The sequence below is a fragment of the Pseudomonas sp. PS01303 genome (genome assembly GCF_029959385.1).
GTDB lineage: Bacteria > Pseudomonadota > Gammaproteobacteria > Pseudomonadales > Pseudomonadaceae > Aquipseudomonas > Aquipseudomonas rustica.
In genome coordinates this window covers 25,349-37,733 of sequence record NZ_JASCPK010000012.1, presented here as the reverse complement: position 1 = coordinate 37,733, position 12,385 = coordinate 25,349, and the positions used below count along the sequence as shown (strand labels likewise).

Genomic DNA, 12,385 nt, shown 5'->3' with positions numbered 1-12,385 from the left:
TTTCAGATTTCGGGCGTCTACAGGCACAGAGTGTCCTGCAAGCGTCTCGCTTGCCCCCATTTTCGGGCATTGAGTTGACCAGGGAAGTTGCTATTGCATGTGGCGTGAAACCAAAATTCTGCTGATCGATGACGATAGCGTCCGCCGCCGCGACCTGGCGGTGATTTTAAATTTTCTCGGCGAAGAAAATTTACCCTGCGGCAGCCATGACTGGCAGCAGGCAGTCGGCTCTTTGTCGTCTAGTCGTGAAGTCATTTGCGTACTGATCGGGACGGTTAATGCTCCTGGCGCGCTTTTGGGCTTGTTAAAGACACTCTCAAGCTGGGATGAGTTCCTTCCCGTTTTGCTGATGGGCGATAATTCTTCCGTCGACTTGCCGGAAGACCAGCGCCGCCGGGTGTTGTCGACCCTGGAAATGCCGCCGAGCTACAGCAAATTGCTCGACTCCCTGCACCGCGCCCAGGTCTATCGCGAGATGTACGACCAGGCTCGCGAGCGCGGTCGCCATCGCGAACCCAACCTGTTCCGCAGCCTCGTCGGCACCAGCCGTGCGATTCAGCACGTGCGCCAGATGATGCAGCAAGTCGCCGATACCGACGCCAGCGTGCTGATCCTTGGCGAGTCCGGCACTGGCAAGGAAGTGGTTGCGCGTAACCTGCATTACCATTCCAAGCGTCGCGACGCGCCGTTCGTACCCGTCAACTGCGGGGCGATCCCGGCAGAGCTGCTCGAAAGCGAACTGTTCGGCCACGAGAAAGGCGCCTTCACTGGCGCGATCACCAGCCGTGCCGGCCGTTTTGAACTGGCCAACGGCGGGACGCTGTTCCTCGACGAAATCGGCGACATGCCGCTGCCGATGCAGGTCAAACTGTTGCGCGTCCTGCAGGAACGCACCTTCGAGCGCGTGGGCAGCAACAAGACCCAGAGCGTCGACGTGCGCATCATCGCCGCGACCCACAAGAATCTCGAAAGCATGATCGAGATCGGCACCTTCCGCGAAGATCTCTACTATCGCCTGAACGTGTTCCCGATCGAGATGGCGCCGCTGCGTGAGCGCGTCGAAGACATCCCGCTGCTGATGAACGAACTGATCTCGCGCATGGAACACGAAAAGCGCGGCTCGATCCGTTTCAACTCGGCGGCGATCATGTCGCTGTGCCGTCACGGCTGGCCGGGCAACGTCCGCGAACTCGCCAACCTCGTTGAGCGCATGGCGATCATGCACCCGTACGGGGTGATCGGCGTGGTCGAATTGCCGAAGAAATTCCGCTATGTCGACGACGAAGACGAACAGCTGGTCGACAGCCTGCGCAGTGATCTCGAAGAGCGCGTGGCCATCAACGGTCATACCCCGGACTTCACCGCCAACGCCTTGCTGCCGCCGGAAGGCCTGGATCTGAAGGACTACCTCGGTGGTCTCGAACAAGGCCTTATTCAGCAAGCGCTGGACGACGCCAATGGCATCGTGGCGCGTGCGGCCGAGCGTCTGCGTATTCGCCGCACCACGCTGGTGGAGAAGATGCGCAAGTACGGCATGAGCCGTCGCGACGGAGACGAACAGGCGGAGGATTGACGCCTGTTTTTCAACTGCTTCATTTATAAGCAGTTTTTTTTAGGCACGGGTATTGCTACATCCCTCGCAACGTTCCGTTTAACTGACGGTCAGCCACGCGAGAGACCACAATGCCCCACGCCGCCCCGATCTCTTCTGCCTCCCGATCCGAGGCATCATCCTCGTCCGTAGAGCAGGCCAGCCGGCAGGGTCTTGAGCAGTCGTTCGCGCTGTTCAATCAGATGTCGAGCCAACTGACCGACTCTTACAGCATGCTTGAAGCGCGGGTCACCGAGCTCAAGGGTGAACTGGCCGTGGTCAGCGCTCAGCGCATGCAGGAACTGGCGGAAAAAGAACGCCTGGCCAACCGTCTGCAAAATCTCCTTGATCTGTTGCCCGGTGGCGTCATCGTCATTGATGGTCACGGCATTGTCGTCGAAGCCAATCCGGCCGCGATCGAGTTGCTCGGCCTGCCGCTGGAAGGCGAATTGTGGCGCCACGTCATCGCCCGCTGCTTCGCGCCGCGTGAAGACGATGGCCATGAAATCTCTCTGAAAAACGGTCGACGCTTGTCGATTGCCACCCGCTCGCTGGATGCCGAGCCGGGGCAATTGGTGCTGCTCAACGATTTGACGGAAACCCGTCATCTGCAAGATCAACTGGCGCGCCACGAGCGTCTGTCGTCGCTGGGGCGCATGGTTGCTTCGCTGGCTCATCAGATCCGTACGCCGTTGTCTGCGGCTTTGCTGTACGCCAGTCATTTGACAGAGCAGGAACTGCCGGTCGCCACTCAACAGCGTTTCGCCGGGCGCCTGAAAGAACGCCTGCACGAGCTGGAGCATCAGGTGCGCGACATGCTGGTGTTCGCCCGTGGCGAGCTGCCGCTGACCGATCGCCTGACGCCGAATGCCCTGATGCAAGCGCTGCAAGCCGCCGCGCTGACCCATGTGCAGGATCTGCCGATCCGCTGGCAGTGCGACAGCCATGCCGGCGAGTTGCTGTGCAACCGCGACACGCTGGTCGGCGCGCTGCTGAATTTGATCGAAAACGCCATTCAGGCCAGTCCCGGTGACGTGCGCCTGAAAGTGCATTGCTACGCCCGCGACAACACGTTGCGCATCAGCGTCAGTGACAGCGGCAGCGGCATCGAACCCGCTGTTCTGGCGCGTCTCGGCGAACCTTTTTTCACGACTAAAGTGACCGGCACTGGCCTCGGCCTGACCGTGGTCAAAGCGGTCGCCCGTGCGCATCAGGGAGAATTGCAGCTGCGTTCGCGAGTCGGGCGCGGCACGTGCGCGCAGGTGATCCTGCCGCTGTTTTCCGCTGTACAAGGAGCTGAGTGATCGCCATGGGCATCAAGGTTTTGCTGGTCGAGGACGACCGCTCGTTGCGCGAAGCGCTGACCGACACGCTGTTGCTGGCCGGGCATGATTACCATGCGGTCGGCAGCGCGGAAGAAGCGTTGACGGCGGTGGCGCGTGAGGCGTTCAGTCTGGTGGTCAGCGACGTCAATATGCCTGGTATGGATGGTCATCAGTTGCTCGCGCTGCTGCGCGCTCGCCAGCCGCAATTGCCGGTGTTGCTGATGACTGCCCACGGCGCAGTTGAGCGCGCAGTCGATGCGATGCGTCAGGGCGCGGCGGATTATCTGGTCAAACCGTTTGAGCCCAAGGCCTTGCTCGATCTGGTCGCGCGGCATGCGCTGGGCAATCTCGGCGCGTGCGAAAGCGAAGGGCCGATTGCGGTCGAACCGGCCAGTGCCCAGCTTCTTGAGTTAGCGGCACGCGTCGCCCGCAGCGATTCCACCGTGCTGATCTCCGGTGAGTCCGGCACCGGTAAAGAAGTGCTGGCGCGCTACATTCACCAGCAATCCCATCGCGCCAATCAACCGTTCATTGCGATCAACTGCGCGGCGATTCCGGACAACATGCTCGAAGCGACATTATTCGGGCACGAGAAAGGCTCGTTCACCGGCGCCATTGCCGCTCAGGCCGGCAAGTTTGAACAGGCGGACGGCGGCACCATTCTGCTCGACGAAATATCCGAGATGCCGCTGGGCCTGCAAGCCAAACTGCTGCGCGTCCTGCAAGAGCGCGAAGTCGAGCGCGTTGGCGCGCGCAAGCCGATTACCCTGGATATTCGTGTGGTCGCGACCACTAACCGTGATCTGGCCGGTGAAGTGGCGGCGGGGCGTTTCCGTGAAGACTTGTTCTATCGGTTGTCGGTTTTTCCGCTGGCCTGGCGGCCGTTGCGCGAGCGCACCGCCGACATCCTGCCGCTGGCCGAGCGCCTGCTGGCCAAACACGTCAATAAAATGAAGCACGCGGCGGCAAAACTCTCGCCCGAGGCACAGGCGTGCCTGACCGGGTACCCGTGGCCGGGCAATGTCCGTGAGCTGGATAACGCCATTCAGCGCGCCTTGATTCTGCAGCAGGGCGGTTTGATCCAGCCGCAGGATTTCTGCCTGTCCGGCGCGGTGATGTTTGCCACATTGCCGACGCCAGCGCCCGCTGCGCCGGTGATTCGTGAAGTCGAGATCGAGGCGGATTCCGCCGGTGCCTTGGGCGATGACCTGCGCCGCCGGGAGTTTCAGATGATCATCGACACCCTGCGCAGCGAGCGTGGCCGGCGCAAAGAGGCGGCGGAAAAGCTCGGCATCAGCCCGCGCACCCTGCGCTACAAGCTGGCGCAAATGCGTGACGCCGGGATGGATGTCGAAGGTTATCTGTTCGCCACTTGATCCTGCGCAATGCTGTGAAATAGCTTTTCTGAAAAGGGTGTCCATGAGCTGGCACCCTTGTTGCTAATACCTGTGTACCCGCCGAGTGAGTGTCAAAAAATTGCGGGCCGCCCAAGAGAGTAGACCATGAGCCAAGGTATTGAATTTAATCGGTTGATGATGGACATGAAGGCCATGAAAATGGACGCCATGTCTTCGCCGAAGACCACTTCCGCTGTGCCGGAAATGGCGGGCAGCAGCTTTTCCGACATGCTCGGTCAGGCCATCAACAAAGTCAGCGATACCCAGCAGGCGTCCACTCAGTTGGCCAATGCTTTCGAAGTCGGCAAGACCGGCGTCGACCTGACTGACGTGATGATCGCTTCGCAAAAAGCCAGCGTGTCGTTCCAGGCTCTGACCCAGGTGCGCAACAAACTGGTTCAGGCGTATCAAGACATCATGCAGATGCCGGTTTAAGGACGAGATTGAGTCATGGCAGAAGCAGTCGCCGATAACGTTCCGGCCAAGGCCACCCCGATAGACGGCAAACCGCCGCTGTTCGGCTTGTCCTTCCTGGAAAACCTCTCCGAGATGACCATGCTGCGTCAGGTGGGCCTGTTGGTCGGCCTGGCAGCGAGCGTGGCGATTGGCTTTGCCGTGGTGCTGTGGTCGCAGCAGCCGGATTACCGTCCGTTGTACGGCAGCCTTGCCGGCATGGACGCCAAGCAGGTCATGGACACCCTGGCCGCCGCTGACATTCCTTACAACGTCGAACCGAACTCCGGTGCCTTGCTGGTCAAGGCCGAAGACCTGTCCCGTGCGCGGATGAAACTCGCAGCCGCTGGTGTCACTCCCAGCGACGGCAATATCGGTTTCGAAATCCTCGACAAGGAACAGGGTCTGGGCACCAGCCAGTTCATGGAAGCGACCCGTTATCGTCGCGGCCTCGAAGGCGAACTGGCACGCACCATTTCCAGCCTGAACAACGTCAAGGGTGCCCGCGTGCACCTGGCGATTCCGAAAAGCTCGGTGTTCGTCCGTGATGAACGCAAGCCAAGCGCTTCGGTTCTGGTCGAGCTGTACTCCGGCCGTTCGCTGGAGCCGGGTCAGGTGATTGCGATCATCAATCTGGTGGCGACTTCCGTTCCCGAGTTGAGCAAATCGCAGATCACCGTCGTCGACCAGAAGGGCACCTTGCTCTCTGATCAGGCGGAAAACTCCGAAATGACCATGGCCGGCAAGCAGTTCGATTACAGCCGCCGCATGGAAAGCATGCTCACCCAGCGCGTACACAACATTCTGCAACCGGTGCTGGGCAACGATCGCTACAAGGCTGAAGTCTCGGCCGATATCGATTTCAATGCCGTCGAATCCACCGCCGAGCAGTTCAACCCGGATCAACCGGCGTTGCGCAGCGAGCAGTCGGTCAACGAACAACGCACCGCAAGCAATGGCCCGCAAGGTGTGCCGGGTGCCCTGAGCAATCAGCCGCCGTCGCCAGCCTCGGCGCCGCAGACCACCGCCAACGCCGCTGCTCCGGCTGCGATGGTGCAACCGGGTCAGCCACTGGTGGATGCCAACGGTCAGCAGATCATGGATCCGGCCACCGGCCAGCCAATGCTCGCGCCGTACCCGGCAGACAAGCGTCAACAATCCACCAAGAACTTCGAGCTCGACCGTTCGATCAGCCACACCAAACAGCAGCAGGGTCGCCTGAATCGTCTGTCGGTGTCGGTGGTGGTCGACGATCAGGTCAAGGTCAACGCGGCCAACGGTGAAACCACCCGCGCGCCGTGGACCGCCGACGAATTGGCGCGCTTCACTCGTCTGGTGCAGGACGCCGTCGGTTTCGACGCCAGCCGTGGCGACAGCGTCAGCGTGATCAACATGCCGTTCTCCGCTGAACGCGGTGAAGTGATTGCCGACATTCCGTTCTACTCTCAGCCATGGTTCTGGGACATCGTCAAACAAGTGCTGGGTGTGTTGTTCATCCTCGTGCTGGTGTTCGGCGTGCTGCGTCCGGTGCTCAACAACATCACCAACGGCGGCCGCAGCAAAGAGCTGGCGCTGGGCAGTGATGTCGAGCTCGGTGGCATGGGCGGTCTGGATGGCGAACTGGCCAACGACCGCGTCAGCCTCGGTGGTCCGCAATCCATTCTGCTGCCTAGCCCGAGCGAGGGTTATGACGCGCAGCTGAATGCAATCAAGAGTCTGGTGGCAGAAGACCCGGGTCGCGTGGCCCAGGTCGTGAAAGAGTGGATTAACGCAGATGAGTGATAACCGAGCCGCCAGCGTCAAACTGAACAAGGTCGACAAAGCCGCGATTCTGCTGCTGTCCCTGGGTTCGACCGATGCCGCACAAGTGTTGCGCCACATGGGCCCGAAAGAGGTTCAGCGGGTTGGCGTGGCCATGGCGCAGATGGGCAACGTCCATCGCGAGCAGGTCGAGCAGGTGATGAGCGAGTTCGTCGACATCGTCGGCGACCAGACCAGCCTCGGCGTCGGCTCCGATGACTACGTGCGCAAAATGCTCACGCAAGCCTTGGGCGAAGACAAGGCCAACGGCCTGATCGACCGCATCCTGCTCGGTGGCAACACCAGCGGCCTCGACAGCCTGAAATGGATGGAGCCGCGCGCCGTTGCTGACGTGATCCGCTACGAACACCCGCAGATTCAAGCGATCGTGGTGGCCTACCTCGACCCCGATCAGGCCGGTGAAGTGCTTGGCAACTTCGACCACAAAGTGCGTCTGGACATCATCCTGCGCGTGTCGTCGTTGAACACCGTGCAGCCAGCGGCATTGAAAGAGCTGAACCAGATTCTCGAGAAGCAGTTCTCCGGCAACTCGAATGCCTCGCGCACCACCCTGGGTGGCATCAAGCGTGCGGCGGACATCATGAACTTCCTCGACAGCTCGATCGAAGGCCAGCTCATGGACTCGATCCGCGAAGTCGACGAAGACCTGTCCGGTCAGATCGAAGACCTCATGTTCGTGTTCAACAACCTCGCCGATGTCGACGACCGTGGCATTCAGGCGTTGCTGCGCGAAGTGTCTTCCGACGTGCTGGTGCTGGCCCTCAAGGGTTCGGACGAAGGCGTCAAAGAAAAGATCTTCAAGAACATGTCCAAGCGTGCCGCCGAACTGCTGCGCGACGACCTCGAAGCGAAGGGCCCGGTGCGCGTCAGCGACGTCGAAACCGCGCAGAAGGAAATCCTCACCATCGCCCGCCGTATGGCCGAAGCCGGAGAAATCGTCCTCGGTGGCAAGGGCGGCGAGGAAATGATCTAAGCCCATGGACAAGCATGACGAGTCTGTGACGGATCTGATCCGCGCCCGCGATGTTCGTGGTTTCGAATCCTGGGCGCTGCCGAGCTTCGACCCGCCAAAACCGGAACCTGAGCCAGAGTCCGAGCCTGAACCGCCGGAAATGGAAGAAGTGCCGCTGGACGAAGTCCAGCCACTGACCTTGGAAGAACTCGAAAGCATCCGTCAGGAGGCTTACAACGAGGGCTTTGCCATTGGCGAAAAAGAAGGTTTCCACAGCGCCACCCTAAAGGTGCGTCAGGAAGCCGAGGTCGCTCTGGCGGCCAAACTCGCTAGCCTTGAACAGTTGATGGCCAACCTGTTCGAGCCGATCGCCGAGCAGGACACGCAGATCGAAAAGTCGCTGGTCGACCTCGTGCAACACATCAGCAAACAGGTGATCCAGCGCGAACTGGCCATCGATTCGACTCAGATCGAACACGTCATGCGCGACGCCCTCAAGCTGTTGCCGCTGGGCGTCGACAATGTGCGTCTGTACGTCAATCCGCAGGACTTCGAGCAGGCCAAAGCCCTGCGCGAACGTCATGAAGAAACCTGGCGCATCGTTGAAGACGAAGCGCTGCTGCCGGGCGGTTGCCGGGTCGAAACCGCGCACAGCCGCATCGACGCGAGCATCGAAACCCGCGTCGGTCAGGTCATGGCCAAACTGTTCGATCAGTTGCACGAACAGGCGTTGCACCCGGCAGACGCGGATCTGAGTCTGGATATTCCCGAAGACGTAAAACCGGCGGCCACTGCTGAAGAGCCGCTTGCGGACGCCAACGATGCGCCTTGAACGCACCAGTTTCGCCAAGCGCTTGAGCAGCTATGCCGAGGCCGTCGAAATTGCCGGGGCGCCGATTCTCGAAGGTCGCCTGCTGCGCATGGTTGGCCTCACCCTCGAAGCCGAAGGCCTGCGTGCTGCCATGGGCACGCGCTGCCTGGTGATCAACGACGACAGCTATCACCCCTCGCAGGTGGAAGCGGAAGTCATGGGTTTCTCCGGCAGCAAAGTCTTTCTGATGCCGGTCGGCAGTGTCGCCGGCATCGCCCCGGGCGCCCGCGTGGTGCCGCTCGCCGACACCGGACGTTTGCCGATGGGCATGAGCATGCTCGGTCGCGTGCTGGATGGCGCCGGTCGTGCGCTGGACGGCAAGGGCGGGATGAAAGCCGAAGACTGGGTGCCGATGGACGGCCCGACGATCAACCCGCTCAACCGTGACCCGATCAGCGAGCCGCTGGACGTCGGCATCCGTTGCATCAACGGTTTGCTGACGGTGGGGCGTGGTCAGCGTCTCGGTCTGTTCGCCGGTACTGGCGTTGGTAAATCCGTGCTGTTGGGCATGATGACCCGCTTCACCGAGGCCGACATTATCGTCGTCGGGCTGATCGGTGAGCGCGGTCGAGAAGTTAAGGAATTCATCGAGCACAGCCTCGGTGAAGAAGGTCTCAAGCGCTCGGTGGTCGTCGCCTCTCCGGCGGACGATGCGCCGCTGATGCGTCTGCGCGCAGCGATGTACTGCACGCGCATCGCCGAGTATTTCCGCGACAAGGGTAAGAACGTCCTGCTGCTGATGGATTCGCTGACGCGTTTCGCTCAGGCCCAGCGGGAAATCGCTCTGGCCATTGGCGAGCCGCCAGCGACCAAGGGTTATCCGCCATCGGTGTTCGCCAAGTTGCCGAAACTGGTGGAGCGCGCCGGTAATGCGGAGAAGGGCGGTGGCTCGATTACCGCGTTCTACACCGTGTTGTCCGAAGGCGATGACCAGCAGGATCCGATTGCCGACTCGGCGCGAGGCGTGCTCGACGGCCACATCGTATTGTCGCGGCGTCTGGCCGAGGAAGGTCATTACCCGGCCATCGATATCGAAGCGTCGATCAGCCGGGTGATGCCGGCCGTGGTCTCGGTTGAGCACATGCAGCGTGCGCAGTATTTCAAGCAGTTGTGGTCGCGCTATCAGCAGAGCCGCGACTTGATCAGCGTCGGCGCTTACGTGGCCGGTGGCGATCGCGAAACCGATCTGGCGATCTCGCTGCACCCGCAGTTGGTGCGCTACCAGCGTCAGGGGCTCAACGACAAAATCAACATGGGCGAAAGCCAGGCTTATCTGGAAACCCTGTTCGCCCCAGCGGCGGGCGGGTAACCCGTCATGGCTGCCGTCAGTCGAGCCGCGCGTCTGGCGCCGGTGGTGGACATGGCTGAAAAAGCCGAGAAAACCGCCGTGCAGCGCCTCGGTTACTTTCAGGGCCAGGTGAAGGTGGCCGAAAGTAAACTCGCCGACCTTAATGCCTTTCGTCTGGATTATTCCGAGCAGTGGATCGTGCGCGGCAGCACCGGCGTGACCGGGCAGTGGCTGCTGGGTTTTCAGGGGTTTCTGGCGCAACTCGATACGGCTGTTGATCAGCAGCGGCAGAGTTTGAATTGGCACCAGAACAATCTCGATAAAGCGCGCGAGGCCTGGCAACAGGCGTTTGCCAAGGTCGAAGGCTTGCGCAAACTGGTGCAGCGCTACCGCGAAGAAGCCCAGCGGCTTGAAGACAAACGCGAGCAGAAATTGCTCGACGAATTGTCGCAGCGCCTGCCACGGCATGAACCCTTCTGAAAATGCACTTATCCTCCTTGTGGGAGCGATCCTGCTCGCGAATGCAGTCGGTCAGTTAACTCAAATGTTGAATGACCCGGCGCCTTCGCGAGCAGGCTCGCTCCCACACTGGTTCTATGTAGTTCCTTGCCCCGAGGTCAGTCAGATGCTAAACCTTGTACACGTTCGTCAATGACAAGGAAGCCAGTCAATGTCAGTCGTTGCAGAAGTCTCACCGGATGGGAAAAAGCTCAAAATCTCGGTCAAAGGCCGATTCGATTTCGGCAAACATCAGGAATTTCGCAATTCCTATGAACGGGTCGACCCCGAGCCAAACTCCTATGAGCTGGATCTGAAAGAGACCACTTATCTGGACAGTTCCGCGCTCGGGATGCTGCTGCTCCTGCGTGACCACGCGGGCGGTGATGATTCGGATATCCGGGTGGTTAACCCCAACTCCGACGTGCGCAAAATCCTCGCCATCTCCAATTTCGACAAACTCTTCGACATCACGTGACGGCCATGCAGGCGCAAGAGCCGCTGACCATCCTGATCGCCGAAGACAGTGCCGCCGATCGCCTGCTGTTATCGACCATCGTCCGCCGTCAAGGCCACGAAGTGCTGGCGGCTGCCAATGGTGCCGAAGCGGTCGAGTTGTTCCGTCAGCAGCAGCCACAACTGGTGCTGATGGACGCGATGATGCCGGTGATGGACGGCTTCGAAGCGGCGCGGCAGATCAAACTGCTGGCCGGCGAAACGCTGGTGCCGATCATCTTCCTGACCTCGCTCAGCGAAAGTGAAGCACTGGTGCGTTGTCTGGAGGCGGGCGGCGACGACTTTCTGGCGAAGCCCTACAACCAGATCATCCTTGCCGCCAAAATCAAGGCGATGGATCGCTTGCGCCGCCTGCAAGACACCGTGCTGCAGCAACGCGACCTGATCGCCAAACACCACGATTACCTGCTCAACGAGCAGCGCGTGGCCAAAGCGGTGTTCGACAAGGTCGCGCACTCCGGTTGCCTCAGCGCGCCGAACATTCGCTACCTGCAATCGCCTTACGCGCTGTTCAACGGCGACCTGCTGTTGGCGGCGTACACCCCGGCGGGTGATATGCATGTGCTGCTCGGCGATTTCACCGGCCATGGGTTGCCGGCAGCGGTGGGCGCCATGCCGCTTGCCGAAGTGTTTTATGGGATGACCGCCAAAGGTTACGGCCTGGCGGAAACCCTGCGCGAGATGAACGCGAAGCTCAAACGCATCCTGCCGGTCGACATGTTCTGTTGCGCCACGTTGCTGTGCCTGAGTTCGCTGCGGCGCTCGGTGGAAGTGTGGAACGGCGGCATGCCCGACGGTTATCTGCACCGGCTCGCGACGGGTGAGCGGGTTCCGCTGAAAGCACGGCATTTACCGCTCGGCGTGTTGAGCGCGCAAGCCTTTGATGACAGCACCGAAGTGCATGCGATGGCCGTCGATGATCGGGTGTTTCTGCTGTCCGACGGCGTCATCGATACCAGCGATGCCAATGATCAGCTGTTCGGTGTCGAGCGCTTGCAGCAGGTGTTTGCTGCCAATCTCGAGCCTGACCGGTTGTTCGAGGACATCGAGCAGGCGCTGCGGGATTTTCGTGGCGAGGCGCGCGACGATGTCAGCATGGTCGAAGTCAGCCTGCTCGCGCCGGCGCAGCTCAAACCAACGGCGCCGGTGTATTCCGACAGTGGCCAGTCATGCCCGCTCGATTGGTCGGTGAGTTTCGAGTTTCGCGGTGCCACGCTCAAGCGCTTCAACCCTTTGCCGTACCTGTTGCAGTTGCTGCTGGAAGTGCATGGCCTGCGCGGGCAGAGCGGCGCGTTGTACAGCGTGCTCGCCGAGTTGTACTCCAATGCGCTGGAACATGGCGTGCTCGGTCTCGATTCCAGTCTCAAGCGCGATGCGGCGGGGTTCGCGCGTTATTACGAACAACGCAACACGCGGCTGGAAGCGTTGCAGGACGGCTACGTGCGCGTGCATTTGCAGGTCACGCCGCAAGAGCAGGGCGGTTGTCTGGTGATTCGCGTTGAAGACAGCGGCAAGGGTTTTGATGTGGCGCGGGTGATGGAGCGGCCGCTGGAAAATGTCCGTTTGTCGGGACGTGGGGTCAGCCTGGTGCGGCAACTGGGGCGCAACGCCAGTTGGTCGGACGAAGGTCGTAGTGCCCGCGTGGAGTTTTTCTGGGAGGTTCAGGCATAATC

At 60.8% G+C, this 12,385-nt stretch carries 11 protein-coding genes; all 11 read left to right on the top strand.

The window, feature by feature from the left end; translation table 11 throughout:
* The first annotated feature begins 97 nt into the window (after window positions 1–97).
* The 11 genes from QMX93_RS06665 (at window position 98) to QMX93_RS06615 (ending at window position 12,383) form a co-directional block, all read left to right on the top strand.
* A complete protein-coding gene (locus tag QMX93_RS06665) occupies window positions 98–1,573 on the top strand; it encodes a sigma-54 dependent transcriptional regulator (protein WP_053118349.1) in 1,476 nt (491 codons plus the stop codon).
* A 110-nt stretch (window positions 1,574–1,683) separates the two neighbouring features.
* The gene (locus QMX93_RS06660) at window positions 1,684–2,895 is read left to right on the top strand and encodes an ATP-binding protein (RefSeq protein WP_282353870.1); all 1,212 of its coding nucleotides are present in this window, start codon (window positions 1,684–1,686) and stop codon (window positions 2,893–2,895) included.
* A gap of 5 nt (window positions 2,896–2,900) precedes the next feature.
* Complete coding sequence (locus tag QMX93_RS06655) at window positions 2,901–4,292, top strand: sigma-54 dependent transcriptional regulator (RefSeq protein WP_282353934.1); 1,392 nt, start codon at window positions 2,901–2,903, stop codon at window positions 4,290–4,292.
* Window positions 4,293–4,418: 126 nt separating this feature from the next.
* Window positions 4,419–4,748, top strand: coding sequence for a flagellar hook-basal body complex protein FliE (gene fliE / locus QMX93_RS06650; RefSeq protein WP_053118352.1), 330 nt, complete (start codon window positions 4,419–4,421; stop codon window positions 4,746–4,748).
* A gap of 15 nt (window positions 4,749–4,763) precedes the next feature.
* Window positions 4,764–6,548, top strand: a complete 1,785-nt coding sequence (gene fliF / locus QMX93_RS06645; RefSeq protein ID WP_053118354.1) for a flagellar basal-body MS-ring/collar protein FliF — start codon at window positions 4,764–4,766, stop codon at window positions 6,546–6,548.
* Entirely contained in the window at window positions 6,541–7,560 is a 1,020-nt protein-coding gene (gene fliG, locus QMX93_RS06640) for a flagellar motor switch protein FliG (RefSeq protein ID WP_053118356.1), read from the top strand. The genes fliF and fliG overlap by 8 nt, the downstream gene beginning before the upstream one ends.
* A 4-nt stretch (window positions 7,561–7,564) precedes the next feature.
* Entirely contained in the window at window positions 7,565–8,371 is an 807-nt protein-coding gene (fliH, locus tag QMX93_RS06635) for a flagellar assembly protein FliH (RefSeq protein ID WP_282353860.1), read from the top strand.
* Entirely contained in the window at window positions 8,361–9,719 is a 1,359-nt protein-coding gene (gene fliI, locus QMX93_RS06630) for a flagellar protein export ATPase FliI (protein WP_212544229.1), read from the top strand. Before fliH ends, fliI begins: the two co-directional genes overlap by 11 nt.
* Before the next feature lie 6 nt (window positions 9,720–9,725).
* Window positions 9,726–10,178: a flagellar export protein FliJ gene (fliJ, locus tag QMX93_RS06625; RefSeq protein ID WP_053118362.1), complete on the top strand. Its 453-nt coding sequence runs from the start codon at window positions 9,726–9,728 to the stop codon at window positions 10,176–10,178.
* Window positions 10,179–10,368: 190 nt separating this feature from the next.
* On the top strand, window positions 10,369–10,674 hold the full coding sequence (locus QMX93_RS06620; RefSeq protein ID WP_053118364.1) for an STAS domain-containing protein: 306 nt from the start codon (window positions 10,369–10,371) through the stop codon (window positions 10,672–10,674).
* A gap of 5 nt (window positions 10,675–10,679) precedes the next feature.
* Window positions 10,680–12,383 (top strand): fused response regulator/phosphatase, encoded by a 1,704-nt coding sequence (locus tag QMX93_RS06615; RefSeq protein WP_282353851.1) that lies wholly within the window; start codon window positions 10,680–10,682, stop codon window positions 12,381–12,383.
* Window positions 12,384–12,385: the final 2 nt, after the last annotated feature.

Excerpts from the sequence above, each read along its gene's own strand:
- QMX93_RS06665 (WP_053118349.1), top strand. The coding sequence starts at position 98 with ATGTGGCGTGAAACCAAAATTCTGCTGATCGATGACGATAGCGTCCGC.
- QMX93_RS06660 (WP_282353870.1), top strand. The coding sequence starts at position 1,684 with ATGCCCCACGCCGCCCCGATCTCTTCTGCCTCCCGATCCGAGGCATCA.
- QMX93_RS06655 (WP_282353934.1), top strand. The coding sequence starts at position 2,901 with ATGGGCATCAAGGTTTTGCTGGTCGAGGACGACCGCTCGTTGCGCGAA.
- fliE (WP_053118352.1), top strand. The coding sequence starts at position 4,419 with ATGAGCCAAGGTATTGAATTTAATCGGTTGATGATGGACATGAAGGCC.
- fliF (WP_053118354.1), top strand. The coding sequence starts at position 4,764 with ATGGCAGAAGCAGTCGCCGATAACGTTCCGGCCAAGGCCACCCCGATA.
- fliG (WP_053118356.1), top strand. The coding sequence starts at position 6,541 with ATGAGTGATAACCGAGCCGCCAGCGTCAAACTGAACAAGGTCGACAAA.
- fliH (WP_282353860.1), top strand. The coding sequence starts at position 7,565 with ATGGACAAGCATGACGAGTCTGTGACGGATCTGATCCGCGCCCGCGAT.
- fliI (WP_212544229.1), top strand. The coding sequence starts at position 8,361 with ATGCGCCTTGAACGCACCAGTTTCGCCAAGCGCTTGAGCAGCTATGCC.
- fliJ (WP_053118362.1), top strand. The coding sequence starts at position 9,726 with ATGGCTGCCGTCAGTCGAGCCGCGCGTCTGGCGCCGGTGGTGGACATG.
- QMX93_RS06620 (WP_053118364.1), top strand. The coding sequence starts at position 10,369 with ATGTCAGTCGTTGCAGAAGTCTCACCGGATGGGAAAAAGCTCAAAATC.
- QMX93_RS06615 (WP_282353851.1), top strand. The coding sequence starts at position 10,680 with ATGCAGGCGCAAGAGCCGCTGACCATCCTGATCGCCGAAGACAGTGCC.